Origin of the sequence: Streptomyces sp. NBC_01450 (assembly GCF_036227505.1) — a bacterium.
Lineage (GTDB): Bacteria > Actinomycetota > Actinomycetes > Streptomycetales > Streptomycetaceae > Streptomyces.
The window spans coordinates 6,798,010-6,823,876 of record NZ_CP109480.1; the positions used below are offsets into that span (position 1 = coordinate 6,798,010).

Consider the following 25,867-nt stretch of genomic DNA (forward strand, 5'->3'; position numbering starts at 1 on the left):
TTGCAGGGTGATCACCGGCGGCCCCCCAGTACTGGCGGCGTGGTGAAAACCCGAAGGGCCGGCCGCACCAAGTGGTGCGGCCGGCCCTTCGGGATACGGAAAGCAGTGCCTACGTGGCGGCGTGCGTCAGTGGACGTCGCCCATCAGGACCTTGACCTTCTTGCGGTACATCCACACCGCGACACCGGCGATCACGGCGAGCGTGGCCTCCAGGGCGACGATGCCCGTCTTGTTGAGGTCGACCTCGGCGATGGAGAGGAGGCCGGTCGTGGCGTCACCGGCGGTGACGGCCAGGAACCAGACACCCATCATCTGGGAGGCGTACTTCGCGGGAGCCATCTTCGTGGTGACGGAGAGGCCGACCGGGGAGAGCGTCAGCTCACCGACGGTCTGCACGAAGTAGATCGCGACCAGCCACATCGCGGCCGCCTTGTGACCGCCCTCGGCGATCGTCAGCGGAGCCAGGAACAGGAAGAACGACGCACCGATCAGGATCAGACCCGACGCGAACTTGGTGGCCGTGCTCGGCTCCTTGCCGCGCTTGTTCAGCGCCAGCCACGCCCAGGCGAACACCGGCGCGAGCGCCATGATCATGACCGGGTTGACGGACTGGTACCAGGAGACCGGGAACTCCCAGCCGAAGATCGTGTTTTCGGCGGAGGAGTCGGCGAAGATCGACATGGTCGAGCCGCCCTGGTCGTAGATCATCCAGAAGACGGCCGCGGCGACGAAGAACCAGATGTACGCGGACATCTTCGACTGCTCGGCGCGGTCGAGGTCCTTGTCCCGCTTGATACGGGCGATGACCAGGACCGGGATGATCAGACCGGCGATGGTGATCGGGACCAGCAGCCAGTTCAGGGTGTAGTGACCCGAGAAGCCGACGACGCAGTAGAAGACCACCGCGACGGCCGCCCACAGCGCGGACTTGCGCAGCGTCGCGGCCTTCTCCTCGGCCGACAGCGGCGTGGGGATCTCGTGCGAGCGCGGGTTCAGGTGACGGCCGCCGAGCAGGTACTGGGTCAGACCCAGCGCCATGCCGAGCGCGGCGAGCGCGAAGCCCAGGTGCCAGTTGACGTTCTCACCGACGGTGCCGATGACCAGCGGAGCGGCGAACGCACCGAGGTTGATGCCGATGTAGAAGAGCGTGAAGCCACCGTCACGGCGCGGGTCGTCCGGGCCGTTGTAGAGGTGGCCGACCATCGTGGAGATGTTGGCCTTCAGCAGACCGGAACCGATCGCGACGAGCCCGAGGCCGCCGTAGAACGTGCCGGACGACGGCAGGGCCAGTGTGAGGTGGCCGAGCATGATGATGACGCCCGCGACGGCGACCGTCTTGCGGGGGCCGAGGACGCGGTCGGCGAACCAGCCGCCCGGCAGGGCGAGCAGGTACACCAGCGACAGGTACACCGAGTAGATCGCGGTCGCGGTGGCCGCGCTGAGGTGCAGGCCGCCCGGTGCCACCAGGTACAGCGGGAGCAGAGCCTTCATGCCGTAGTAGGAGAATCGCTCCCACATCTCGGTCATGAAGAGGGTGGCCAGTCCGCGGGGGTGGCCGAAGAAGGTCCTCTCGGAACCGGGGGTGCCCGGAGTCGCCGAGTCCTTCGTCAGGCTGGACGCCATGGTCGTTCCTTGCTGGTCGGGACGCGCTGCTTGAGCGTCACGCGCCCGGTGGGGGGCGGCCGGCACCGGCGGGGTCGGACCGTCCTTCCCCACGCCCACGGGGAGTCCGCTCCGGGTTGCGAAGCGGTGGACGGCGACCACCGGGATCCACGCCCGTCACGCAATCGCGCGCTCGGGCCCGGCCACAGGTCATTCCTTTCGGGGCTGGAGAACACCAGCCCGCACATGAAAGAGACCTTCAGCGTCAAGTGCGTGCCAAAGGTCCCCTACTGGTGCTACAGGCGTCTGGTCACCATACGACATCCCAATGTGGCATATGGAAGGACTTGAGACATGGATCACAGGTAATAATGGAACCACGGACACCTATTCGAAGGCGTCAGGCAAGATCGCTTCCCACAGCCGCAGGCAAGCAACCGTACAGCCCCAGGTAAGAATTACGGTTGGCGATCACACCACAGGCGCTGTCCGAGGCGGACTACCATCACCCCATGACCCGTGTACTGCTCGCCGAGGACGACGCGTCCATCTCGGAGCCATTGGCCCGCGCCCTGCGCCGGGAGGGTTACGAGGTCGAAGTGCGCGAGGACGGACCCACCGCACTCGACGCCGGAATGCAGGGCGGCGTCGACCTGGTCGTCCTGGACCTGGGCCTGCCCGGTATGGACGGCCTCGAAGTGGCCCGCCGACTCCGTGCCGAAGGCCACACCGTCCCCATCCTCATCCTGACCGCGCGTGCCGACGAGGTGGACACCGTCGTCGGTCTCGACGCGGGCGCCGACGACTACGTCACCAAGCCCTTCCGCCTTGCCGAACTCCTCGCCCGTGTCCGGGCCCTCCTGCGCCGCGGCGCCGCGGAGCCGCAGCAGGCGCCCGCCACGCACGGGGTGCGCATCGACGTCGAGTCGCACCGGGCGTGGATGGGCGACGAGGAACTCCAGCTCACGGCGAAGGAGTTCGACCTGCTGCGGGTCCTCGTCCGGGACGCCGGCCGGGTCGTCACGCGTGACCAGCTGATGCGCGAGGTCTGGGACACCACGTGGTGGTCGTCCACCAAGACCCTCGACATGCACATCTCCTGGCTCCGCAAGAAGCTCGGCGACGACGCGGCGAATCCCCGCTACATCGCGACGGTACGAGGAGTCGGCTTCCGCTTCGAGAAGAGCTGAGGCTCCGCCGGGGGTGGGTGGCGGGGCTGGAGTCTTCAGGGGCGGACAGCTGGGTGATCGGGGCGAAGCCCCGCCCTGAGGGGCGCGGGGCCGTTACCTATGCGGCTCCGCCGCGTGGGCGCGACCAGCCCCCACCGGCCCGCGGACAAGGAACCGGCCGCCCCTGCCCCAGCCCGGCGCAGCGTCAAGGCACACTGGTCCACGTACAGCCACCCGCCCGGAGGACCCCGTGCGTCGCCGTCTCATCCAGTCCACGCTCGCCGTCGTGCTCGTCGTGATCGCCGTCTTCGGCGTCTCCCTCGTGATCGTCGAGACCCGCACGATCAGCAACAGCGCCCAGGAACGCGTGGACTCCGAGGCCCTGCGCCTGGCCAGCATCGTCGACAGCCGCATCCTCGGCGACGAGCACATCAACGCGGAGATCCTCAAGAACCAGGTCGCGGAGGACCGGTACGCCGTGATCCGCATCCCCGGCCAGGCCCCCGTCGAGCTCGGCATCCAGCCCAGCGGTGACGTCATCCACTCCACGGCCAAGGGCGAGGAGGGCGAGACGATCACCGTCCAGGAGCCCCGCTCGGCCGTGACGCGCGAGGTCGGCCGCACCCTCCTGATCATCGCCGCGGTCGCGCTGCTCGCGATCGTCGCCGCGGTCCTGCTGGCCGTACGCCAGGCCAACCGCCTCGCCTCCCCGCTCACCGACCTCGCGGAGACCGCGGAGCGGCTCGGCTCCGGCGACCCCCGCCCACGCCACAAGCGCTACGGCGTCCCGGAGCTGGACCGTGTCGCGGACGTCCTGGACAGCAGCGCGGAGCGGATCGCACGGATGCTCACCGCCGAGCGCAGGCTCGCCGCGGACGCCTCCCACCAGCTCCGTACGCCGCTCACGGCCCTCTCCATGCGCCTGGAGGAAATCACCCTCACGGATGACCTGGACAACGTGAAGGAGGAGGCGACGATCGCGCTGACGCAGGTCGAGCGCCTCACGGACGTGGTGGAGCGGCTGCTCACCAACGCCCGCGACCCCCGTACCGGCTCCGCCGTCTCCTTCTACCTCGACGAGGTCATCAAGCAGCAGCTGGAGGAGTGGCGCCCGGCCTATCGCAGCGCGGGCCGCGCCATCGTCAGCTCGGGCAAGCGGCATCTGCAGGCCGTCGGCACTCCGGGCGCGGTCGCCCAGGTGCTGGCCGCGCTCATCGAGAACTCGCTCATGCACGGGGGCGGCACGGTTGCCCTGCGCACCCGCGTCACGGGCAACCAGGCCGTCGTGGAGGTCACGGACGAGGGCCCGGGCGTCCCCACCGACCTGGGCGCCCGCATCTTCGAGCGCACGATCAGCGGCCGCAACTCCACGGGGATCGGCCTCGCGGTCGCGCGCGACCTCGCGGAGGCGGACGGGGGCCGCCTGGAGATGCTCCAGGCGCAGCCGCCGGTGTTCGGCCTGTTCCTCTCCCGCACACCGCTGAAGAGGCCACCGCTGGTGGAGGACGAGGAGCGAACGGTCAGATAGCCGTGGACGGTCAGGCAGACCTAGACGGTCAGGCAGCCCTGGACCGGCCCTGGACGGCTCAGTTCGCCCGGGCCCGTGCGCGGGACCGTCGGGGCTCCGGCTCCTCGTCGAGGAGCGCCTCCGCGCTCACCACGACCTCACGCGCCTCGTCCGGCACCGTACGGAACACCCAGGTGCGGTACGACCAGAACCGGAACAGCGTCGCGATGCCGATGCCGAGGAACTTGAAGATGTTGCTCTGCAGCGAGCTGTCCCAGCCGAACCCGTACGTCGCCACGTACAGCACACCGTTCTCGATGACCAGCCCCACCGCGCTGAACAGCACGAAGAGGCCCATCTCCCTGGTGCGGCCGCCCCGGTCGCGGTCCCGGTACGTGAAGTAACGGAACCCGATGTAGTTGAAGACGATTGCGACGATCGTGGCGATGACACTGGCCCGTACGACCTGCAGCCCGGTCACGTGACGCACCAGGTTGAACGTCACCAGGTTGACGAGAAGCCCCGCTCCGCCGACCGCCCCGAACTTCGCGATCTCCCGGAACAGCTGGTCGAACCGGCGGCGAACCGCGCTGCGGGGCCGTACGCGAAGCCCCGAAGAAGCACTGCCCATGGTGTCGCCAGCCCCCGTAGGTCGTACATCGGTCGAAAAATTCAACCCAGCCACTCTAACCAGCGGGCCGCCCTCGTGCCTGTGGACGGCCTCACGGGACCGGAAAGAGCGGGTCACAGCGAGGGAAAAGCGGGCCGAGGCCGGGACCGCGGCCGGGATCCCAGGCGCGGAAACCGGCCCGCATGGCGCGACCGATACCCTTGGGGCGTGACGTTCCCGGTAGTCGGCATGGTCGGCGGGGGTCAGCTCGCTCGTATGACACACGAGGCGGGCATCCCGCTCGGCATCAAGTTCAAGCTCCTCAGTGACACCCCTCAGGACTCCGCGGCGCAGGTCGTCGGCGATGTCGTCATCGGCGACTACCGCGACCTCGACACGCTGCGTGAGTTCGCGCGGGGCTGCGATGTGATCACCTTCGATCACGAACACGTACCCACCGAGCATCTGCGTGCCCTGGAGGCGGACGGCATCCCCGTCCGCCCCGGCCCGGACGCGCTCGTGCACGCCCAGGACAAGGGCGTGATGCGCGCGAAGCTCGACGAGATCGGCGTGCCGTGCCCGCGGCACCGGATCGTGACCGACGTCGAGGACGTGGCCGCGTTCGCGGCGGAAGGCCTCGCCGAAGGGGCCGAGGGCGACGGCTTCCCGATCATCCTCAAGACGGTCCGCGGCGGCTACGACGGCAAGGGCGTCTGGTTCGTCCGGTCGATCGAGGACGCGGCCGAGCCCTTCCGGGCCGGCGTGCCCGTCCTCGCCGAGGAGAAGGTCGACTTCGTACGGGAACTCGCCGCGAACGTCGTCCGCTCCCCGCACGGCCAGGCGGTCGCCTACCCCGTGGTCGAGTCCCAGCAGGTCAACGGCGTCTGCGACACGGTGATCGCCCCCGCGCCCGGCATACCGGACGAGCTGGCCCTGCAGGCCGAGGAGCTCGCGCTGCGCATCGCCAAGGAACTCGGTGTCGTCGGTCACCTGGCCGTCGAGCTCTTCGAGACCCACGACGGACGCATCCTCGTCAACGAACTGGCCATGCGCCCGCACAACTCGGGCCACTGGAGCCAGGACGGCGCGATCACCTCCCAGTTCGCCAACCACGTCCGCGCGGTCCTGGACCTGCCCCTGGGCGACCCGCGCCCGCGCGCCAAGTGGACGGTCATGGCCAACGTCCTGGGCGGCGACTACCCGGACATGTACTCCGCGTACCTGCACTGCATGGCCCGCGACCCCCAGCTGAAGATCCACATGTACGGCAAGGACGTGAAGCCCGGCCGCAAGGTCGGCCACGTCAACACCTACGGCGAGGACCTGGACGACGTCCTCGAGCGCGCCCGCCACGCAGCCGGTTACCTGAGAGGCACGATCACCGAATGAGCCCCGTCGTAGGCATTGTCATGGGGTCGGACTCCGACTGGCCCGTCATGGAAGCGGCCGCGCAGGCGCTGGACGAGTTCGAGATCCCCTACGAGGTGGATGTCGTCTCCGCGCACCGCATGCCGCGCGAGATGATCGCGTACGGCGAGCAGGCCGCGGAGCGCGGGCTCAAGGCGATCATCGCCGGCGCGGGCGGCGCCGCCCATCTGCCCGGCATGCTCGCGTCCGTGACCCCGCTGCCCGTCATCGGTGTGCCGGTCCCGCTGAAGTACCTCGACGGCATGGACTCGCTGCTGTCGATCGTGCAGATGCCGGCCGGTGTCCCGGTCGCGACCGTCTCCGTCGGCGGCGCGCGCAACGCGGGCCTGCTGGCCGCCCGGATGCTCGCCGCGCACGACGAGGAACTCCTCACCCGCATGCGGGAGTTCCAGCAGGAGCTGAACGACCAGGCCACCGAGAAGGGCAAGCGGCTGCGCGCCAAGGTCGACGGCGCGGGCGGCGGCTTCGGCTTCGGCTCGGGGAAGTGACGCCCATGGCCTCCCCCGCGTCGTCCGCCACGTCGTCGGCAACGTCCACGCAGTCCCTCGGCGAGGCCTGCGCGCTGCTCGCCGACTTCCCCGTCGTCGACGGCCACAACGACCTTCCCTGGGCGCTGCGCGAACAGGTCCGCTACGACCTCGGTGCCCGCGACATCGCCACCGACCAGAGCGCCCACCTGCACACCGACCTGGCGCGGCTGCGCGCGGGCGGTGTCGGCGCGCAGTTCTGGTCGGTGTACGTCCGCTCGGACCTGCCCGGCGCGGTCACCGCGACACTGGAACAGATCGACTGCGTACGGCAGTTGATCGACCGGCACCCCTCCGACCTGCGGGCCGCGCTGACGGCCGCCGACATGGAGGCGGCGCGCGCGCAGGGCCGTATCGCCTCCCTGATGGGCGCGGAGGGCGGCCACTCCATCGACAACTCCCTCGCCGTGCTGCGGGGGTTGTACGCGCTGGGCGTGCGCTACATGACCCTCACCCACAACGACAACATCGCCTGGGCGGACTCGGCGACCGACGTGCCGGCCGTCGGCGGTCTGTCGGCCTTCGGCCGTGAGGTCGTGCGGGAGATGAACCGCGAGGGCATGCTCGTCGACCTCTCGCACGTCGCGGCGACGACCATGCGGGACGCGCTCGACACGAGCGTCGCGCCGGTGATCTTCTCCCACTCCTCCTCGCGCGCGGTGTGCGACCACCCGCGCAACATCCCGGACGACGTCCTGGAGCGGCTGCCCGCCAACGGGGGAGTGGCGATGGTGACGTTCGTGCCGAAGTTCGTCCTGCAGGCGGCGGTCGACTGGACGGCCGCGGCCGACGACAACATGCGCGCGAACGGCTTCCACCACCTCGACACCACCCCCGAGGGCATGAAGGTCCACCGCGCCTTCGAGGAGTCCCACCCGCGCCCCGTCGCCACGGTGTCGACGGTGGCGGACCACCTCGACCACATGCGCGAGGTCGCCGGCGTCGACCACCTCGGCATCGGCGGCGACTACGACGGCACGGCGTTCACCCCCGACGGCCTCGACGACGTGTCCGGTTACCCGAACCTGATCGCCGAGCTGCTGGACCGCGGCTGGTCGAAGACCGACCTCGCCAAGCTGACCTGGCAGAACGCGGTACGGGTCCTGGGCGCGGCCGAGGACGTGGCCCGCGACCTCCGGGCCACCCGCGGCCCGTCCAACGCGACGCTGGAACAGCTGGACGGCTGAGACGCCGCCCCGCGTCCTGTGCGCGGTCCGGTCCCGGGAGGCCGGTTCCCCGCGGCGGACGGCCCCGTGCCGTCCGCTCGGGAGGCCCGGGGACGACCCGTCCTCGGTCAGCAGACGCGGTCAGCCGGCGCAGAGGCAGAACGGATGCCCCGCCGGGTCGGCGTACACCCGCCAGGTGCGTGAGCGGTCCTCGGCGTCGAGTATCCGTGCGCCGAGCGCCAGGACGCCCTTCTCGGCGGCGTCCAGGTCGTCGACGGTCAGGTCCAGATGGAACTGCTGCGAGCCGTCGGGCGCGGGCCACCGCGGCGGTACGTGGCCGGGGGCGGCCTGGAAGGCCAGCGAGGGCCCCTCGGACACCTTCAGGTCGACCCAGTCCCAGTCCCCGTCCCCCTCGACCGTGCCGCCGAGCACCTCGGCGTAGAACCCGGCGAGGGCGCGCGGGTCGGGACAGTCCAGGACGACGACACCCAGCTTGGCGAGAGCCATGACTTCCTCCGAGGGGTTACCAACGACACCGACGAGTTACCTCTATACCCCTTCAAGGGGTAACGGTTACTGCATGCTCTCGCATAGGAGGTAACGTCGCAACCATGAATGACCGTGCGCCCGCACCCGGCGGTCTGGCTCTGATCCAGTCGCTGGTGAACACCCTGGACATCGAGTCGGGCGCGGACTCGCTGGACACCGCCGAGGGCCGGGCGCCCTTCGGCCTCGCGGAAGGCGAGACTGAGGCGGCGCGCGAGCTGCGTGAGGCGTTGCGCGCGGCCTGTCTGGCGCACGCGGGCCACCCGGCGCACCGCGCGGTGACCCCCCTCGGCGAGTTGCTGGCCCGGGCCCCGCTGCAGGTGACGGTCGACGAGCACGACGGCGCGGCGCGGCTCGTCCCTGCGGCCGCCTCACTCGCGTCGCGTGTCGCGGCCGCCGTCGCGGAGGCGCTCGTGGAGGGCACCTGGCTGCGGCTGAAGGCTTGTGAGGCACCGACCTGCCACTGGGCGTACTACGACCGCTCCCCGGCGGGCCGCGGCCGCTGGTGCTCGATGTCGGTCTGCGGGGCGCGCGCGAAGATGCGTCGGTACCGCGCGAAGTAGGCCGTCCGTTAATACAAAGTGGAACAACTGGCCACGCCGGTCGCCTGAAGCATGGAGAATGTGCGATGACGGCGGTCCGGCCGACTGAGCCTCGGCCGGACCGGCGTCACCTGCGAAGAGCTGTCAGGCCGCCCACGAAGCGCTGCCAGGCCACCTGTGAAGCGTCATCAGGCGGTGGGGCGGCCCATCGCCCGGTACGTCCATCCGGCCCGGCGCCACGTCTCGGGGTCGAGCGCGTTGCGGCCGTCCAGGATCACCCGGGCCGAGGCGGCCTCGCCCAGCACCGCCGGGTCCAGCTCGCGGAACTCCTGCCACTCGGTCAGGTGCAGGACGACATCGGCGCCGCGTACGGCCCCGACCGCGGAGTCGGCGTACCCGAGCGTCGGGAAGAGCCGCTTGGCGTTCGCCATGCCCTTCGGGTCGTAGACGGTGACCTGGCCGCCCTGGAGGTGGATCTGCCCGGCGACGTTCAGCGCGGGCGAGTCGCGGACGTCGTCCGAGTCGGGCTTGAAGGTCGCGCCGAGCACGGCGACCCGCTTGCCGAGGAACGATCCGCCGCCCAGCGCCTCCCGGGCCATCTCCACCATCTGGCCGCGACGGCGCATGTTGATGGAGTCGATCTCGCGCAGGAAGGTCAGCGCCTGGTCCGCGCCGAGCTCACCGGCGCGCGCCATGAAGGCGCGGATGTCCTTCGGCAGGCACCCGCCGCCGAACCCGATCCCGGCCCGCAGGAACTTCTTGCCGATCCGCTCGTCGTGCCCGATGGCCTCGGCCAGCTTGACCACATCGCCGTCGGCCGCCTCGCACACCTCGGCCATGGCGTTGATGAAGGAGATCTTGGTCGCGAGGAAGGAGTTCGCGGCGGTCTTCACCAGCTCGGCGGTCGGGAAGTCGGTGACGACGAAGGGCGAGCCCTCGGCGACGGGCGTCGCGTACACCTCGCGCAGGATCTTCTCGGCCCGCTCGCTGCGTACGCCGGCCACGACACGGTCGGGGTGCAGCGTGTCCTGGACGGCGAAGCCCTCGCGCAGGAACTCCGGGTTCCAGGCGAGCTCGGCGTCCTCACCGGCGGGGGAGAGCTCGGCGAGCGTGCGCGCCAGCCGCTCCGCGGAGCCCACCGGCACGGTGGACTTGCCGACGACGAGGGCGGGCCCCTTCACATGCGGGGCGAGCGTCTCGAAGGCGGCGTCGACGTACGACATGTCGCACGCGTACTCCCCGTGCTTCTGCGGTGTGTTCACGCAGACGAAGTGGACGTCGCCGAACTCCCCGACCTCGGCCCAGTCCATGGTGAAGCGCAGTCGGCCGGTGGATCCCTCGATGCCCGCCACGTGCTTGCGCAGCAGTTCCTCGAGTCCCGGCTCGTACATCGGGACCTCGCCCCGCTGCAGCATCTCGATCTTCTCGGGGACGACATCGAGCCCCAGCACCTCGAACCCGAGCTCGGCCATGGCCGCGGCGTGGGTGGCGCCGAGATAGCCGGTGCCGATCACGGTGATCTTGAGGGCCATGGGTGCTCCTGGGATGAATGGCTTCAGTGCGCTGCCCGAGCATAGTCGGGGCATGTTCGGGCCCCTCATCGGGCAGGTTCCCTCCTGTCGCCAAGCTCACGTATCCCTCCCGTGGGCGGACCCCTAAAATTTGGGTTACTTAACGGTAATTAGCGTCTTTGGAGCGTGAGAGACCTTGGCCGGATCGGCTGATTTCGACCTGTACCGCCCGTCCGAGGAGCACGACATGCTCCGTGACGCGATCCGCTCGCTGGCCGAGGCGAAGATCGCACCGTACGCGGCCGTGGTGGACGAGGAAGCCCGTTTCCCGCGGGAGGCCCTGGACGCTCTGGTCTCCTCCGATCTGCACGCCGTGCACGTACCGGAGACATACGGCGGCGCGGGTGCCGACGCGCTCGCCACGGTGATCGTGATCGAGGAGGTGGCGCGTGTGTGTGCCAGCTCCTCCCTGATCCCGGCCGTGAACAAGCTGGGCTCGCTCCCGGTGATCCTCTCCGGTTCCGAGGCCCTGAAGCACAAGTACCTGACCCCTCTCGCCAAGGGCGACGGGATGTTCTCGTACTGCCTCTCCGAGCCGGACGCGGGCTCGGACGCGGCGGGCATGAAGACGAAGGCCGTCCGCGACGGCGACGACTACGTCCTCAACGGTGTGAAGCGCTGGATCACCAACGCGGGCGAGTCCGAGTACTACACGGTGATGGCGGTCACCGACCCCACCAAGCGCTCGAAGGGCATCTCGGCCTTCGTCGTCGAGAAGTCGGACGAGGGCGTCTCCTTCGGCGCCCCCGAGAAGAAGCTCGGCATCAAGGGCAGCCCGACCCGCGAGGTCTACCTCGACAACGTCCGCATCCCGGCCGACCGCATGATCGGCGAGGAGGGCACCGGCTTCGCCACGGCCATGAAGACCCTGGACCACACCCGCATCACGATCGCCGCGCAGGCGCTCGGCATCGCGCAGGGCGCCCTCGACTACGCCAAGGGCTATGTCCAGGAGCGCAAGCAGTTCGGCAAGCCGATCGCCGACTTCCAGGGCATCCAGTTCATGCTCGCCGACATGGCCATGAAGATCGAGGCGGCCCGGCAGCTGACGTACGCGGCCGCTGCGAAGTCGGAGCGCGGCGACAAGGACCTCACCTTCCAGGGCGCGGCGGCCAAGTGCTTCGCCTCCGACGTCGCCATGGAGGTCACCACGGACGCCGTCCAGCTCCTCGGCGGCTACGGCTACACCCGCGACTACCCGGTCGAGCGCATGATGCGCGACGCCAAGATCACCCAGATCTACGAGGGCACGAACCAGGTCCAGCGCATCGTCATGGCACGCAACCTGCCGTAACCCACCCCCGGCACCAGGGAATTGAGGGGCACCCCGGCGGGGGGTGCCCCTCGTCCTTGTCCCGGGCGGGCCGCTCACGCGTCCCTACGCGGCGTCGAACCATTCCTTCTGCGCGGCCCAGTGACCGACCCAGCCCGCGAACCCCGGTGCGGAGGTCGTGAACCCGAACTCGGCGCCGAAGGGGACGGCGCCTTCCCCGGTGATGTGCCAGATGTGCCCCCGGTGCGGGCCGGTGACGACGAGATGCCAGTTCATTCCGCACCCGTCGGTGCCGAGCACGACGGACCCGTGGTCGAAGACCTGCTCTACGACCGGATCGATCTCCTCGGCCGGCCTCGGGTCGTCCTCCCACAGCCATGCCTCCGTGAGCGGGAACGGCCGGCTCAGGTCGCGCCCCTGCCCGTCGTCGCCCCAGTCCTTGGGCAGCTCGGCCAGGGACACCAGCCCGTACTCCGGCGGCCCGGAGTACGAACCGTCGGTCACCTCGGCGCAGAACGTCCGGTACGGCTCGGGCAGCACGATGCCGTGCTCCGCCTCGAAGGCGTGCACGGCCGCCCAGCCGAGCGCCGACTCTCCGCCGTCGTCCACGGCGAACGCCCCGCGCAGCGCCGCGAGTTCCTCCGGGGTGGCGTGATCGTTGTTCATGCGGTCATGGATACCAGCCGGCTCTGACAACGCCCGGTGCGGGCGGCCTCACACGCCGTTCAGCGCGCCCCGTAGGTCCTCCGGCGTGCGGTAGTGGACGGTTCGCATGCCGAGGGCGGCCGCCGCGTCCACGTTCTCCAGGGTGTCGTCCACGAACAGGCAGCGCTCGGCCGGGACGCCGGCCCGCTCGACGGCGATGTCGTAGATGCGCCGGTCGGGCTTGGCGATGCCCACCCGCGCGCTGCTGACCACGTGGTCGGCGAGGTCCGTCAGCCCCAGGACCTCCAGGTCCTCCTCCAACTGCACCGAGGTGTTGGTGACGAGGACCAGCGGCACCTGGGCGCGGGCCCGGCGCAGCAGCGCCACCACCGTCTCGTCGGCGTGGAACGGGGAGCGTACGAGCGCCGTGCTCAGCTCCGCCGCCGTCCCGTCGGCCACCAGCCCGCTCAGGCCCCGCAGGATCGACCCCGCCCACTCGTCCGGTGTGATCCGGCCCAGCACCAGCGGCAGCACCGTGTCCGGCGCGAAGGCCACCTTCATGGTGGTGCCCTCGGCCAGCCCGGCGGCGCGCTCCAAGGCGTACAGGTGGGCCGGTTCGTAGACGCGGATCACGTTGTCGACGTCACAGAGCACCGCGTCGAAGGGGTGTCCGCCGGAGGCGGACGGGGCCGCGGGGGAGAGGGTCATGACCTCACCCTGGCATCTGGCCGCGGGCAGCCGTCGGCCAGGGATGCCTCTCCGCTCCGAAGCGCCGGTGGGGCCTGTCCGGGGGATCCTGCCGGACAGAACCTAGTCCAGCCCGTTCGCCGCACGCTTCTCCCGCAGTTCCATGATCGCCCGGCGGCGTGCCAGCCGGTGAGTGCGCCGGATCTGGGCCTCCTGATAGCGCCGCTCGTCGCGCTCGGTCTCGGGGAGGACGGGCGGCACGCGCCGCGGCTTGCCGTCGCCGTCGACCGCGGCGAAGACGAGATAGGCCGAACCCACCTGCTGGGGCGGCGTCGACTCGTTCCAGCGCTCGGCCAGCACGCGGACGCCGACCTCCATGGACGTCCGCCCCGTCCAGTTCACCTGGGCCTTCACATGAACGAGGTCGCCCACGCGGACCGGCTCCAGGAAGACCATCTCGTCCATGGAGGCGGTGACGGCCGGCCCGCCGGAGTGCCGCCCGGCCACCGCCCCCGCCGCGTCGTCGACGAGCTTCATGATCACTCCGCCGTGCACCGTGCCCAGAAGGTTGGTGTCGTTGTGGGTCATGATGTGGCTGAGGGTGGTCCGGGACGCGGAGGTCGGCTTGCCTGGAATATCGGATTCCGGGGTGGGCGCCTGGTCTGTCATGCCCTCCACCCTATGCGGGGGCGTGCGGTGGTCTCTTTGCATCAGCTCTGCAACAGGCGTGACCCAGATCTCCCCGCTCTCTTGTAAGGCACACGGTGTGGACCTGCACACTGGTCCGCATGAACGATTGGCCCGACGGGTGGTCCGACAGCAATCGCAGCGACCGTTACGGACGCGGCAGCGCAGGCGCTCAGCCTGAGGGCGCCCGTGTCATGCGGCAGGTTCAGCGTGGCCCGGGAACGCCCGGTCCGCGCCCGTCCGCCCCGCCGTACGGCGGGGTGCCCCAGCAGCCGACGTACGACGGCGGCCAGGGGTACGGCGCCGCGCCTGACAACGGGTACGACTCCGGTTACAACACCGGACAGGTCTACGGTTCGCCGGGCGGCCCCGGCGGTCCGCAGGGACCCGGCGGGGCGGACATGCGGGGCCCGCGCCCCGCGCCGAACTGGCGGCGGCGGATCAAGTGGACCGCGATCACGCTGGTCACGCTGCTGGTCGTGGTCTCCGTGGGCACGTACTTCTGGGCCGACTCCAAGCTCCACCGTGACGTGGATCTCTCGAAGGTCATAGACCGGCCCGAGACGGGCAAGGGCACCAACTACCTGATCGTCGGTTCCGACAGCCGCGCCGGCATGTCGGCCGAGGACAAGAAGAAGTTGCACACCGGGTCCGCCGAGGGCAAGCGCACGGACTCGATGATGATCCTGCACGTCGGGGACAACGGCGACACGTTGGTCTCCCTGCCCCGCGACTCGAACGTGACGATCCCCACGTACCAGGGATCCGCGTCCGGCAAGACCTTCCAGGGCACGGGCCGTCAGGTGAAGCTGAACGCGGCGTACGCGGAGGACGGGCCGACGTTGCTGGTCCGCACCATCGAGTACAACACCGGCCTGCACATCGACCACTACGTGGAGATAGGTTTCGCCGGGTTCGCGAACATCGTCGACGCGGTCGGCGGTGTGGAGATGACCCTGGATCAGGGCTTCAAGGACAAGTACTCCGGCGCCGACTTCAAGGCGGGCAAGCAGACCCTCAACGGCGAGCAGGCTCTGGCCTTCGTCCGTACCCGCCACGCCTTCGCGGCCTCCGACCTCCAGCGCACCAAGAACCAGCAGAAGTTCCTGTCCGCGCTGGCCCACCAGGTCGCGACCCCCGGGACCGTCCTGAACCCCTTCAAGCTCTACCCGACCATGGGCTCGGGCCTCGACAGCCTCACGGTCGACAAGGACATGAGCCTGTGGGACCTGGGCAGCATGTTCTGGGCGATGAAGGGCGTCACCGGCGGCGACGGCAAGTCCATGAACATGCCGATCTCCGGCTCCACGGGCGGCAACCTCGTCTGGGACAAGGCCAAGGTCAAGACGCTGGTGGACGAGCTGAAGAACGACCAGACGGTGACGGTGTCGGGCAACTGACCTCCACCACGAAGGCACCACGAAGGGCCCCGCCGGACGAACCGGCGGGGCCCTTCGCCTGTCCGGGTGAGGCGCGCGTCACCTACGGACACACCACCTGATCCCCCGTCACCACCCGGGCCTCGCCCTGATAGGGATCCTGCACCCGGACCCGTGTGACCTGCTTGAAGTCGGACCCGGCGATCACCTTCAGCAAGGGTCCCCGCCCCTTGACCTCGCGCAGCTCGCTGCCCGGGAGCGCGGCCGCGAGGGACTTCGCGGAGCGGTCCCAGCGCGGGTCGTAGACGATGACGCTGTGCTGGGTGGTGCGGTCCTGGGCGTTGACGGGCCGGCCCGTCGTGTGGAACCCGGTGGCGGCCAGGGCGCTGTCCATGCGTTTGCCCAGTCCGTCCGTGGGCGTCCCGTTCTCCACCTGGACCTGGATCTGCTGCGGGGCCACCTCGACGCGCACGGTCTTCGCGGGCGCCGCCTGGTGCGGGGCGGCGAGCGGCTTGTCGTCGCGCAGTGACTGGAAGAGCGCGGTGGCCTTGTTCTCGTCCCACTTCAGCGTGGAACCGATGCCCTTGACGGCGTAGGCCATCTGCCCGATCGGCACGGTCGTGAACTCGGAGGAGGAGGGGGAGAAGTTGCGCATCGCCCGGCCGAGGTCCAGCAGTTCGTCCGTGCCGAACCCCTGGTCCGCGCGGACCGAGCCGAGCACGGCCCGGGTGACGTCACGGAACTTCATGGGGTTCAGCAGCACCCCCGACGACGTGGCCCGCTCGATCAGCGCCGCCAGGAACCGCTGCTGGCGCTGCATCCGACCGAGGTCGGAGGCGCCGTCGACATGCCGGGAACGTACGTACTGGAGTGCCTGCCCGCCGTTCAGCGTGTGTGTGCCGGCGGTCAGGTCGAGTCCGGTGTACGAGTCCTTCAAGGGCTGCGCGGTGCAGATGTTCACACCGCCGAGCACGTCCACCGTCTGCATGAAACTGGCGAAATCGACCTCCAGGTAGTGGTCGACCTTCACGTGGGTCATGTTCTCGACGGTGCGCACGGTCAGCTGCGGGCCCCCCTCCGCGTACGCCGCGTTGAGCTTGATCGGGTGGGAGCCGTGCTCGGCGCCGGTGGTCTGGTCGGTGTGCGCGGGCACCTCGGCGTACGAGTCGCGCGGCAGGCTCACGATGGTGGCCCGGTCCCTGTCGGCCGCGATGTGCACGATCATCATCGTGTCGGTGCAGTGGCAGGGGGCGCCGCCCAGGCGGTACTTCCGCCGCTCCTCCTCCGTGATCTTGTCGCGGCCGTCGGTGCCGACCAGCAGCACGTTCATGCCGTGGCCCGCCGCGGGGCGGTTCTTCATGTCCTTGAAGGGGTCGACCCGGGCGATGCCCTCGCCCAGGCTGGTGACCACCGCGTGTCCGATGCCCGCCGAGGCGAGGACCACCACGGAGATCGTGGTGACCACCCGCATGGCCCAGCGCGGCTTCTTCCTCCGTACGGGGGGCCGTACGGTGGACCGCTCCGGAGGCCGCCGGGAGCGGGGCGGCTGCGGGCGACTCTGCGGGCGGGGCTGCGGGCGTGCGGGGGAGCGGGGCGGCGTGGGCAAGGGGGGACACCTCCGCGGGGGTGAACGTGGGGATCCGTGAGCACCGTAGGCCCATACGATCTGCTGCCCGGCCCGTGGACAGGGCGGCGCGCGCCCGTGTCCCCCATTCGCGGTAACGTGACGTTCAATGAGTGAGAAGTCTGACGTGCGGCCCCCCGCCGTTTCTGTGATCATGCCCGTCCTCGACGAGGAGCGGCATCTGCGCGGGGCCGTCCAAGCGATCCTGGCGCAGGAGTACGACGGCGAGATGGAGGTGGTGATCGCCATCGGTCCGTCCTCGGACCGTACGGAGGAGATCGCCGCCGAGCTCGTACGCGAAGACCCGCGCGTCCACACCGTCCCGAACCCGACGGGGCGCACCCCCGCCGCCCTCAACGCGGCGATCAAGGCGTCCCGGCACCCCGTCGTCGTCCGCGTCGACGGGCACGGCATCCTGTCGCCGAACTACATCGCGACGGCCGTACGTCTCCTGGAGGAGACCGGCGCGCAGAACGTCGGCGGCATCATGCACGCCGAGGGCGAGAACGACTGGGAGCACGCGGTCGCCGCCGCGATGACCTCGAAGATCGGGGTCGGGAACGCCGCCTTCCACACGGGAGGCGAGGCCGCTCCCGCCGAGACCGTGTACCTCGGTGTCTTCCGGCGCGAGGCGCTGGAGCGCCAGGGCGGCTACAACGAGGAGTTCATCCGCGCCCAGGACTGGGAGCTGAACTTCCGGATCCGGGAGGCGGGCGGCCTCATCTGGTTCTCGCCCGAGCTGAAGGTGTCGTACCGGCCGCGGCCGTCCGTGCGGGCCCTGGCCAAGCAGTACAAGGACTACGGGCGTTGGCGCCATGTCGTCGCCCGCTACCACGAGGGCTCCATCAACCTGCGCTACCTCGCCCCGCCGACCGCCGTGTGCGCGATCGCGGCCGGCGTCGTGGTGGGTGTGGCGCTGACGCCGTGGGGCTTCCTGATCCCCGGCGGGTATCTCGCGGCGATAGCCGCGGGCTCGCTGCCCGCGGGCAAGGGGCTGCCGTTGAAGGCCCGCCTGCAGATCCCCGTCGCTCTCGCGACCATGCACATGTCGTGGGGCTTCGGCTTCCTCACGAGTCCGAAGGCCCTGGCGAAGAAGGTCATCGCCTCCCGCCGGCCGGCGGTGCTCGGTTCCACGGAACCCGCCAACTGAGCTTCGCCGTACAGCAATGGGGCCCCTCCCGGTGTCGGGAGGGGCCCCACGCTTTCTGCCGACCGGCCTACGGCCAGGTGTGGTCGCCTACGACCAGATGTAGTTCTTGTTCACGTGCATGCAGGCGTCGGCCTTGGCGCCGTTGAGCACGTCCGCGGACTCCGGTGTCGTGTTGTCCTGCGCCTTGGCCTTGTACGTCGTACCGTCACGCCAGTCGGCGCCGACCACGAGCGTGACGCCCGAGACGTCCGTCGACTTCTTCACCGCGCTCAGCGGGACCCCCAGCGCCTTGGCGACCGCCTGGGCGTCGCCCTGCAGATCGGCGCTCGGGTAGCGGATCACCGTCGTCCCCTCGACGGTCGCCGTCGAGGTGTCCGCCTCGGCCTTGGTGAAGCCCTTGCCCACGAGCAGCTGGGACACCGTGCGCGCGCGTCCGCTGACCGGGCCCAGCGTGGTCGTGCGCGTGCCGTTCTGCACGGTCACGCCGATCTGGTCGTCCGCGGCGGCCGGGTCCGTGGAGGCCTTCACCGCGGTCGCCTTCTTCTTGTCCTTGCCGTCGAGCGCGACGTCCTCGCGCACGAGACGGAACAGCTGCTCGGCCTCGACCGGCTTGGGCTCCACGCGGTTGCTGTCCGACACGGCCCACTGCCAGGGCATCGTGGTCATCGTGATGCGCTTAGGTTCGACCTTCTTGAGCTCGTTGCTGAGGTCGTAGAGCTTCAGCACGCTGCCCAGGCCCTTGTCGACGGTCAGCGCCTTGGTGGCCGTCTCCGCGAGGCTGCGCAGCTTGCCGGGGTTGCTGATCGTGGCGTTCTCGCGCATCTGGCGGACCATCGAGTTCATGTACTGGTGCTGGGCCCTGGTCCGGTAGATGTCCGTGTTGTCCTCGAAGCCGTACCGCGTCCGCAGCCAGGCCAGGGCCTGTGTGCCCTTGACGGAGGTCGTGCCCTTCTTCAGCTTCAGCCCGGAGCCGTGGCCCTGGCTGTCCTTGGAGTAGATGTTGGCGTCGACGCAGACCGGGACGCCGCCGATCGCGTCCGCCATCGACACCACACCCGAGAAGTCGATCTGCATGAAGTGATCGATGTGGATCTTGGTGAGCTTCTCCCAGGTGGCCACCGTGCAGCCCGGGCCGCCGCGTCCGAGCGAGATGTTGGTCATCACCAGTCCGACCGTCGCCGGGTAGACCTTCTTGGTGTCCGGGTCCGTGCACTTGGGCATCTTCAGCAGCGTGTCGCGCGGCATGCTGATCACCGACATGTTGCTGCGGTCGGCGGAGAGGTGCAGCAGCATCTGGACGTCCGCGAGCGGGGGCGCGTTGAAGTCGTCCTTGGCGCCGCCGAGCGCCTGGTTCTCCTTGGTGTCCCGGGCGTCCGAGCCGATCAGAAGGATGTTCAGGGGGGTCTGCCCGGCCGCGTTCGCCTTGCTCTTGGCCGCCCGGTCCTTCTCGTCGCCGAGGTTCAGGTCGTCCTTCTTGATGTTGTCGTTCAGGTGCTGGTAGTAGAGGTAACCGGCACCCGCGGTGCCAAGTATCAGAACCGCCAGAACCGACGCCGACCAGCGCAGTATGCGGCGTCTGCGTCGCGGGTGCCCGCCGTCGCCGCCCCCGCGCCGACGCCCGCCGCCACCGCTGTGCCGACTGCTGGTGGAGCCGCTGTCCTTGTCGGTGGCGCCGCCACCTTTGCCGCCGGAAGCTCCGCCTCCGTCGGCGGGATCGCCGTTCTCGTCGTAGAGGCTGTCGTTCCAGCCCAGATCGTCGGCCTGTCGGACACGTGGTCGAGCCCCCTCACCACGCACACCGCTTCGCACCATCTCCCTGCCCCTCCCCACCCTGCGCTTGACAAACGGGTCCGTCCCGCGTCCGGCTGGACGCGCACGTCTGGCCGGACACCCCTTGCGTCCGGCCCGGACGCCCCCGCGTCCTGTTAGACGTCTGACGGACCCGTTAGGTCATCAACTGGCGCACACTGTCTTGTCCGCCGTGGACTTGTCGACCTCAGGTGCCTTGGTCGGAGTGGTCAGCGACACTCCGGCGCCCTTGAAGTCCTTGCCCAGGGTCAGCACGATCGCGGGCAGACCCTGTGAGTTCGTCTCGCTCTTGCCAGGCTTCAACGCCGAGGCGGACAGCCCCATGAGATCCGCCAGCTTGCGCGCCTGATCGGCCTGGTCGGGAGAGTACTCCAGGGTCGTCTTGCTCAGTGTTGCGTCGGCGTTACCGAGCTGGGTGGACTTGGACACGCCCTTAGTATTCTGCAGCCAGTTAAGAGTCTCCTGTGCGCTGCCTGCCGGGGCGCCGCCGTTGTAGATGTCGACGCGGATGTCGGCCGCGGCGGAGCGGGTGCCCTTGAGGCGCGCGGCGACCGCGGCCTTCTCCTTCTTCTCCTTCTGCTTCACGGCGGTGAAGGAGACGTCGTTCTTGATCGCGTCGAAGACCTCGGGGGCCTGTGCCTGGTTCACGATGACGGTCGCCTTGACCTTCTCGGCGGGGTTGTCGAGGACCGGCACCGTGGTGAAGGTGATGTTCTTCGGGGGCACCCTCTTGAGCTCCAGGGCCACGTCCTTGAGCGTGCTGACCTTCCCCAAGCCCGTGTCCACCGTCAGCGCCTTCGTGGCGGCCTCGGCCAGGCTGAACAGCTTGCGGGGGTTGCTGAGGGTGTTGCCGGAGGCCATCTTGCGCATCAGCGAGCCCAGGAACTGCTGCTGCACCTTGATGCGGTCGAGGTCGCCCTGGTTGCCGAAGCTGTGCCGGGTCCGTACGAACGCGAGGGCCTGCTCGCCCTCGACCGTGGACGTGCCCTTGGGCAGCTTGAGGTGCGACTCCTTGTCGTTGACGGCGTGCGCCACACACACGTCGACGCCGCCGACTGCGCTGGTCAGCGTCTTCACCGCGTTGAAGTCGGCCATCATGAAGTGGTCGGGTGCTATGCCGGTGACCGCCTTGACGGTGAGCATCGTGCAGCCGGCGTTGCGGCCGTCCTGGCCCAGGCTCGTGTTGAAGCGGACGTTCTGCGTGCCCGGGATGACCTTGGTGGAGCCGTCCGGCTGCACCGTCGGACAGTCGGGCACGTCGACGATCAGGTCACGCGGGATGCTCAACGCGGTCGCGTTCGTACGGTCCTTGGAGACATGCAGCAGGATGTTGGTGTCGGCGTGCCCGACGCTGCCCTTGTCGCCGTAGCCCTCGTTGCCCGCGCCGGTGCGCTTGTCGGTGCCGATGATCAGGATGTTGAAGGCCTCGTCCTTGCTGAAGCCGTTCTTGCCCGCACTGCCGACGTCCGTCGTACTGACGTTGCCCTCGAGGTGCTTGAGGTAGAGATATCCCGCGGCCGAGACGGCGACCAGCACGAAGGCCATCGTGCCGCCGGTCCACAGCAATATCTTCTTCGCCTTCGACTTCTTCGGCTTCGGCCGCCCCTTGCGGCGGCCCGGTGGCGGCTCGGCCGGCGCGCCACGGCGTCGGCGCGGCCCGGGCACCTCAGGGCCGGGCGCCGCCGGACTCTCTCGTTCCGGCGCCCTACGTGCGCGTGCCCCCGCTCCCGGTCCCGCGTTCGCGGGGGTACCCCGACGCGGTCTCGGGACTCCCGACTGCGGAGCGGAAGGGGTCAGTCGCAGTTCGTATTCGCCGGTGTTCGGGTTGAGCACCCACTGGTCTGCGGGATCGATGTTGTCCGCCCGCCCACGGCCTTGCGCGTCCACGGTTGTCTGAATCCTCCGTCGGGGCCACGCGGCGCCCTTCCCCCTCAAAGAGCGCTCGGGTCTCGGTCAAGCAGTGCGCGACCCCCAGGATGGACCTCGTGGCCGGGTGCACCGGATCGCTCACACTATCCGGCCGGTTCCGGGTCGAGCGACGACGGTGACAAATTCCACGTCCCTACAACTGGGCAATCCGCCCTATTTCTCAGAGACTTCTTAGCTTCGCACTTCCCGCCTTGGTGCGCGCTTTACCCGCAGGCGTCCTCGGCCGCCGTGTTCCCCCGGAAAGTCGGCGTGGGTGAGGGAGCGGCGAGCCGCTTTCCCCTCGACTTCCCGTTGTCGTCCGACTCCTCTTCGTAGTCGAATGCCGGGTCGTACGTACCTTCGTGACCGCCCTCGTACGAGTTCTTGCGTTTCGCAGGGGAATCCGTCGGATGGTCCGTCGGAAGGCTCGACGGAAGGCTCGTCGGAAGGGCGCTCGGCGGGTCCGTCGGAAGGTCCTTGGAGACCGTCACCGGACCGTCCGCGCGCAGCAGGGCGAAGAGTTTGTCGGCCGCGGGTTTCACGAGCTGGTCGCGATTGGCGTTGTAGGCGTACGACGTCCTGGGCACCGTCAGGAATTGGACACGTTCCGTAGGGATATTGCGCATCCCGCGGACCAGGTCGTACAGCCCACGCAGGCTCGCCAGATCCGGGTCCGTGGTGAGCGACGAAGTGGCCGCGTCGAGTACGGGATAGAGCCGTACCGGATTGAGCAGGACGTCGTTGCTCTGAACCTTGTTGACGAGCGCGCCGAGGAACAGCTGCTGGCGTTCCATCCGGTCGGTGTCGCTGCCGTCGCCGATGCTCTTGCGGGCGCGGACGTAGCCGAGGGCCTGCTCGCCGTCGAGCACGACCTTGCCGGCGGGCAGTTTCAACTTGGCCGCCTTGTCGTTGATGGCCTCCTTCAGACACACCTCCACGCCGTCCACGGCGTCGACCATGTCCTTGAACCCATGGAAGTCGACGACCACGTGATGGTCGACCCGGATGTTCGTGAGCTTCTCGACGGTCCGGATCGTGCACGCCGAACCACCCACCTCGAAGGCGGAGTTGAACATCGCGAACATCGGCTGGGTGCGGCTGCCGTCCGGACGCCGGCAGCTCGGCACGTCCACCATCAGGTCGCGGGGCAGGGAGACGGCGGTGGCGCTGCGCCGGTTCGCGGACAGGTGCAGCAGGATCGTGGTGTCGGAGCGCTCGGTTCCGGAGTCCCGGCCGTACTTCTTGTTCCCGTCGCCCGACCGCGAGTCCGATCCGATCAGCAGGATGTTCTGCGCGTCGCGCACCAGCGCGGTGGGCCGCTCCTTCTCGTAGCGGGCGAGCTCGGCGGCGGCGGCCTCGTCCGACGTGATGTTCCGGCTCAGCTTCTCGTACGCGGCCCAGCCGACACCGACGGCACCGAGAACCACGACGGCGACACCGAGCGCCGAGTACCGCACCCAGCGTCGCCGTCGCCGCCGTGTGAGCCCGGCACCGGTGGGCGAAGCCCCCGCTCCCGGCCCTGCGCTGTCGGTCACGTCGGAGTCCACCCCTCATGGCGTGCGAGCGTGCGGTGCTCTTACGACCATGGCTCGGAGGGTCGGCGAGGGCGGCAGATGAGGGGCCGAACGGGTGATGGGACTCGTCCGGGGCAGGGCGCGGGGTTCTGACGGGTGTGCCGGAAGCCGTGAGCACTGAACCGCTTTAGTGCTCACGGCTTCCAGGAGCTCCACAGCGGGACGGCGGGCGCGACCGGCCCCACGGCCCCGCCCCCGACAGGCAGCCGGCGGCTACCGAACCGTCGAGGTCACCCGCTCACTCTCGATCCGCTTGGCCAGCGCGTCCTCGCCGAGCTGCTCCAGATGACGACAGAGCACCACGGACCCTCCGGAGGCGAGCGGCGCGTACAAGCCCGCACTCAGCCCCTCCCAGGTGTCGTACGGCAGCGCGGACAGGATCCGCGACCCGGGCCCCGTCAGATCCAGCGAGGCCGCCTCCGCCCGGGCCCGCTCGACGACCTCGGCCCCCGTGTGCTCGGCCCCGGCGACGATCAGCGCGGCCTCCTCCGGGTCCACCGGCGCGTACGGCTGGAAGCGGTCGCCCTGGCTCGGCACCTCGACGGCATAGTCGGCGTACCCGGCGGGCGGCGTCGGGAAGCGGCGCCCCAGCGGCGCGAGCGAGAGGGCGACACGCTCGCCGGAACAGGCGAGCCCGGCCTCGAGCGCGTCGGGCCCCGCGACGACGATGTCGGCGGCACCGGGCTCGCCCCGGACATCCGCGACGACCCCCACCGAGGAACACGCGAGCAGCCACACCGCTGTCTGCCAGTGCGCGGGCAGCAGCAGCGCCACCCGGTCGCCGGGCTCGGCGGACAACTCGCCCTGGAGGAGATTGGCGGTCTTGGCCACCCAATTGGCGAAGGTGGCGACGGACAATTCGACACGTTCGCCCGTGGCGTCGTCGTAGAAGGTCACCAGGGGGCGCGCGGGGTCCGCGGCGAGCGCGGATCGCAGCAGGTCGGCAGGGGTGCGGTCGGTGGCGTTCACGCGCGCAAGCGTACGCGGGGGCATCCGGCGGGACGCGGCACCCGCGCCACCGGTTCGGCCGAGTGTGACCCGACGGTCCGTCAAATCCGCAATAGACAGATATGTATGGCTATGTCCACGATCGGGGGCATGCGTGGATTCCTTGCTTCCTCGGTCGGCGCCACCTGCGTGGCCGCCCTCACCCTTCCGCTGGCCCTGTCCGCCCCGGCACAGGCCCGATCCCAGGCGGCGAGGACCGACCCCGCCGTGCCGGGCAGCACCCAGTCCCTCCCTCTGGTCCCGCTCTCCGGCGACCGCTCGCTCGGTCCCGCCGCGCCCGAACAGGGCCTCGGCAGACGGAGCGTACGGTCGTTCTCGCTGGTCGGCGTCGTCTGGGACGACCCCGACGCCGAACTGCGCGGTCGCGTCCAGGTACGTACCCGCGCCACCGGAGCCAGCCGATGGTCCGGCTGGCAGGACATCGAGACCCACAACCGCGAGCACGCGGCCGACCCGGACACCGCCGAGGGCGGCTCGGGCCGGGTACGCGGCTCCACCGCGCCGCTGTGGGTGGGCGACTCGGACGGGGTCGAGGTCCGCGTCCAGGCGCAGGTGGACGAAAGAGCCACGGCAGCCGTCGAGTCGCCGCTTCCCAGGGGCATGCACCTCGAACTCGTCGACCCCGGCGCGGGGCCCGCACTCCGGGGCGCGCTGACGGGCGACGGGCTCGCGGTCGCGGAGAGCGCCGAGACCTACGCCACCTACGCCACCAACGCCGATCTCGCCCCGTTCGGCGCGACGGAGATCCAGGCGCTGTCCAGGGCCGAGACCGAGCGCGAGGTCCCGGCCACCCGCCAGGGCGCCCCGAACGTCAAGCCGTACATCGGCGAACGCCCACGCATCGTCACCCGGCGCGGCTGGGGGGCGGACGAGAACCTGCGCGAGGGCGGTTTCGTGTACACCAAAAAGGTGAAGGCCGCCTTCGTGCACCACACGGCCTCGGGCAACAACTACCGCTGCTCCCAAGCCCCTTCGGTCATCCGCAGTATCTACCGGTACCACGTAGTGAGCAGCGGCTGGCGCGACATCGGCTACAACTTCCTCGTCGACAAGTGCGGAAACATCTACGAAGGCCGCGCCGGGGGCGTGGCGAAGGCCGTCATGGGCGCCCACACCCGCGGTTTCAACAGCGACACCATGGGGATCGCGGTCCTCGGCAGCTTCCACAACACCAAGCCGTCCGCGGCCGCGGTGACCGCTGTCGCGCGGCTCACGGCATGGAAACTCGGTCTCTACGGAGCCGATCCGCGCGGCAAGACATACCTGAAGTCCGGCGGTGGCAATCTCTACCGAAAAGGTAAGAACGTACGACTGAATGTGATCTCCGGCCATCGGGACGGGTTCGCCACGGAGTGCCCGGGCAGGCTCCTGTACGGCAAACTCGGCTCGGCCAGAACGGCCGCGGCCCGCTACCAAGGCCGGTGAGGTCTGCGCGGAGCCATCGAGGACACCCCA

At 69.7% G+C, this 25,867-nt stretch carries 22 protein-coding genes; 10 read left to right on the top strand and 12 right to left on the bottom strand.

From position 1 onward, the window contains the following. Positions 1 to 126: 126 nt before the first annotated feature. Positions 127 to 1,623, bottom strand: coding sequence for an oligopeptide:H+ symporter (locus OG568_RS30395; protein WP_329533841.1), 1,497 nt, complete (start codon positions 1,621 to 1,623; stop codon positions 127 to 129). A 491-nt stretch (positions 1,624 to 2,114) separates the two neighbouring features. Here OG568_RS30395 and OG568_RS30400 point away from each other — a divergent pair, with 491 nt between their 5' ends. Beyond that, positions 2,115 to 2,792 carry a response regulator transcription factor gene (locus OG568_RS30400; protein ID WP_266413355.1) on the top strand — a complete coding sequence of 226 codons (678 nt, stop codon included), beginning with the start codon at positions 2,115 to 2,117 and terminating at the stop codon, positions 2,790 to 2,792. Positions 2,793 to 3,021: 229 nt separating this feature from the next. Beyond that, positions 3,022 to 4,299, top strand: coding sequence for an ATP-binding protein (locus OG568_RS30405; RefSeq protein ID WP_266413357.1), 1,278 nt, complete (start codon positions 3,022 to 3,024; stop codon positions 4,297 to 4,299). Between the two features lie 58 nt (positions 4,300 to 4,357). Here OG568_RS30405 and OG568_RS30410 read toward each other — a convergent pair whose 3' ends face one another. Further along, a complete protein-coding gene (locus tag OG568_RS30410; protein WP_266582814.1) occupies positions 4,358 to 4,909 on the bottom strand; it encodes a GtrA family protein in 552 nt (183 codons plus the stop codon). A 207-nt stretch (positions 4,910 to 5,116) separates the two neighbouring features. Between OG568_RS30410 and OG568_RS30415 the strand changes: the two genes are divergently transcribed. Genes OG568_RS30415 through OG568_RS30425 form a run of 3 tightly spaced genes read left to right on the top strand, consistent with a single transcriptional unit; the run spans position 5,117 to position 8,030 of the window. Next, the gene (locus OG568_RS30415; protein WP_329533842.1) at positions 5,117 to 6,277 is read left to right on the top strand and encodes a 5-(carboxyamino)imidazole ribonucleotide synthase; all 1,161 of its coding nucleotides are present in this window, start codon (positions 5,117 to 5,119) and stop codon (positions 6,275 to 6,277) included. After that, entirely contained in the window at positions 6,274 to 6,804 is a 531-nt protein-coding gene (gene purE, locus OG568_RS30420) for a 5-(carboxyamino)imidazole ribonucleotide mutase (RefSeq protein ID WP_266413363.1), read from the top strand. Before OG568_RS30415 ends, purE begins: the two co-directional genes overlap by 4 nt. Positions 6,805 to 6,809: 5 nt before the next feature. Then, positions 6,810 to 8,030: a dipeptidase gene (locus OG568_RS30425; protein ID WP_329533843.1), complete on the top strand. Its 1,221-nt coding sequence runs from the start codon at positions 6,810 to 6,812 to the stop codon at positions 8,028 to 8,030. A 120-nt stretch (positions 8,031 to 8,150) separates the two neighbouring features. Here OG568_RS30425 and OG568_RS30430 read toward each other — a convergent pair whose 3' ends face one another. Then, entirely contained in the window at positions 8,151 to 8,516 is a 366-nt protein-coding gene (locus OG568_RS30430) for a VOC family protein (protein WP_329533844.1), read from the bottom strand. A 104-nt stretch (positions 8,517 to 8,620) separates the two neighbouring features. Here OG568_RS30430 and OG568_RS30435 point away from each other — a divergent pair, with 104 nt between their 5' ends. Beyond that, complete coding sequence (locus OG568_RS30435) at positions 8,621 to 9,118, top strand: CGNR zinc finger domain-containing protein (protein ID WP_329533845.1); 498 nt, start codon at positions 8,621 to 8,623, stop codon at positions 9,116 to 9,118. Positions 9,119 to 9,285: 167 nt separating this feature from the next. On the opposite strand, the gene OG568_RS30440 is transcribed toward OG568_RS30435, so the two are convergent. Then, a complete protein-coding gene (locus OG568_RS30440) occupies positions 9,286 to 10,629 on the bottom strand; it encodes a UDP-glucose dehydrogenase family protein (RefSeq protein ID WP_329533846.1) in 1,344 nt (447 codons plus the stop codon). A 175-nt stretch (positions 10,630 to 10,804) separates the two neighbouring features. Between OG568_RS30440 and OG568_RS30445 the strand changes: the two genes are divergently transcribed. After that, the gene (locus OG568_RS30445; RefSeq protein ID WP_266582802.1) at positions 10,805 to 11,962 is read left to right on the top strand and encodes an acyl-CoA dehydrogenase; all 1,158 of its coding nucleotides are present in this window, start codon (positions 10,805 to 10,807) and stop codon (positions 11,960 to 11,962) included. 84 nt (positions 11,963 to 12,046) lie between these two features. Here OG568_RS30445 and OG568_RS30450 read toward each other — a convergent pair whose 3' ends face one another. The 3 genes from OG568_RS30450 to OG568_RS30460 form a co-directional block, all read right to left on the bottom strand. After that, positions 12,047 to 12,607: an SMI1/KNR4 family protein gene (locus tag OG568_RS30450; protein WP_266582800.1), complete on the bottom strand. Its 561-nt coding sequence runs from the start codon at positions 12,605 to 12,607 to the stop codon at positions 12,047 to 12,049. A gap of 48 nt (positions 12,608 to 12,655) precedes the next feature. Then, positions 12,656 to 13,294 (bottom strand): HAD family hydrolase, encoded by a 639-nt coding sequence (locus tag OG568_RS30455; RefSeq protein WP_266650288.1) that lies wholly within the window; start codon positions 13,292 to 13,294, stop codon positions 12,656 to 12,658. A gap of 102 nt (positions 13,295 to 13,396) precedes the next feature. After that, entirely contained in the window at positions 13,397 to 13,942 is a 546-nt protein-coding gene (locus OG568_RS30460) for an acyl-CoA thioesterase (protein ID WP_266413371.1), read from the bottom strand. A gap of 119 nt (positions 13,943 to 14,061) precedes the next feature. Between OG568_RS30460 and OG568_RS30465 the strand changes: the two genes are divergently transcribed. Further along, the gene (locus OG568_RS30465) at positions 14,062 to 15,360 is read left to right on the top strand and encodes an LCP family protein (RefSeq protein WP_266413373.1); all 1,299 of its coding nucleotides are present in this window, start codon (positions 14,062 to 14,064) and stop codon (positions 15,358 to 15,360) included. An 82-nt stretch (positions 15,361 to 15,442) separates the two neighbouring features. On the opposite strand, the gene OG568_RS30470 is transcribed toward OG568_RS30465, so the two are convergent. Further along, a complete protein-coding gene (locus OG568_RS30470) occupies positions 15,443 to 16,945 on the bottom strand; it encodes an LCP family protein (RefSeq protein WP_443077786.1) in 1,503 nt (500 codons plus the stop codon). A 127-nt stretch (positions 16,946 to 17,072) separates the two neighbouring features. Between OG568_RS30470 and OG568_RS30475 the strand changes: the two genes are divergently transcribed. Then, positions 17,073 to 18,113, top strand: a complete 1,041-nt coding sequence (locus tag OG568_RS30475; protein WP_329533848.1) for a glycosyltransferase family 2 protein — start codon at positions 17,073 to 17,075, stop codon at positions 18,111 to 18,113. Positions 18,114 to 18,200: 87 nt separating this feature from the next. Here the strand turns inward: OG568_RS30475 and OG568_RS30480 are convergent, their stop codons facing one another. From OG568_RS30480 to OG568_RS30495, 4 genes are all read right to left on the bottom strand, one after another. Further along, a complete protein-coding gene (locus OG568_RS30480) occupies positions 18,201 to 19,925 on the bottom strand; it encodes an LCP family protein (protein ID WP_329533849.1) in 1,725 nt (574 codons plus the stop codon). A 141-nt stretch (positions 19,926 to 20,066) separates the two neighbouring features. Next, entirely contained in the window at positions 20,067 to 21,809 is a 1,743-nt protein-coding gene (locus OG568_RS30485) for an LCP family glycopolymer transferase (RefSeq protein ID WP_329533851.1), read from the bottom strand. Positions 21,810 to 22,054: 245 nt separating this feature from the next. Next, entirely contained in the window at positions 22,055 to 23,365 is a 1,311-nt protein-coding gene (locus tag OG568_RS30490) for an LCP family protein (protein WP_329533853.1), read from the bottom strand. A gap of 252 nt (positions 23,366 to 23,617) precedes the next feature. After that, complete coding sequence (locus tag OG568_RS30495; protein WP_266413385.1) at positions 23,618 to 24,373, bottom strand: TIGR03089 family protein; 756 nt, start codon at positions 24,371 to 24,373, stop codon at positions 23,618 to 23,620. Positions 24,374 to 24,502: 129 nt separating this feature from the next. Between OG568_RS30495 and OG568_RS30500 the strand changes: the two genes are divergently transcribed. Next, complete coding sequence (locus tag OG568_RS30500) at positions 24,503 to 25,837, top strand: peptidoglycan recognition protein family protein (protein ID WP_329533854.1); 1,335 nt, start codon at positions 24,503 to 24,505, stop codon at positions 25,835 to 25,837. The last annotated feature ends 30 nt before the right edge of the window (positions 25,838 to 25,867 follow it).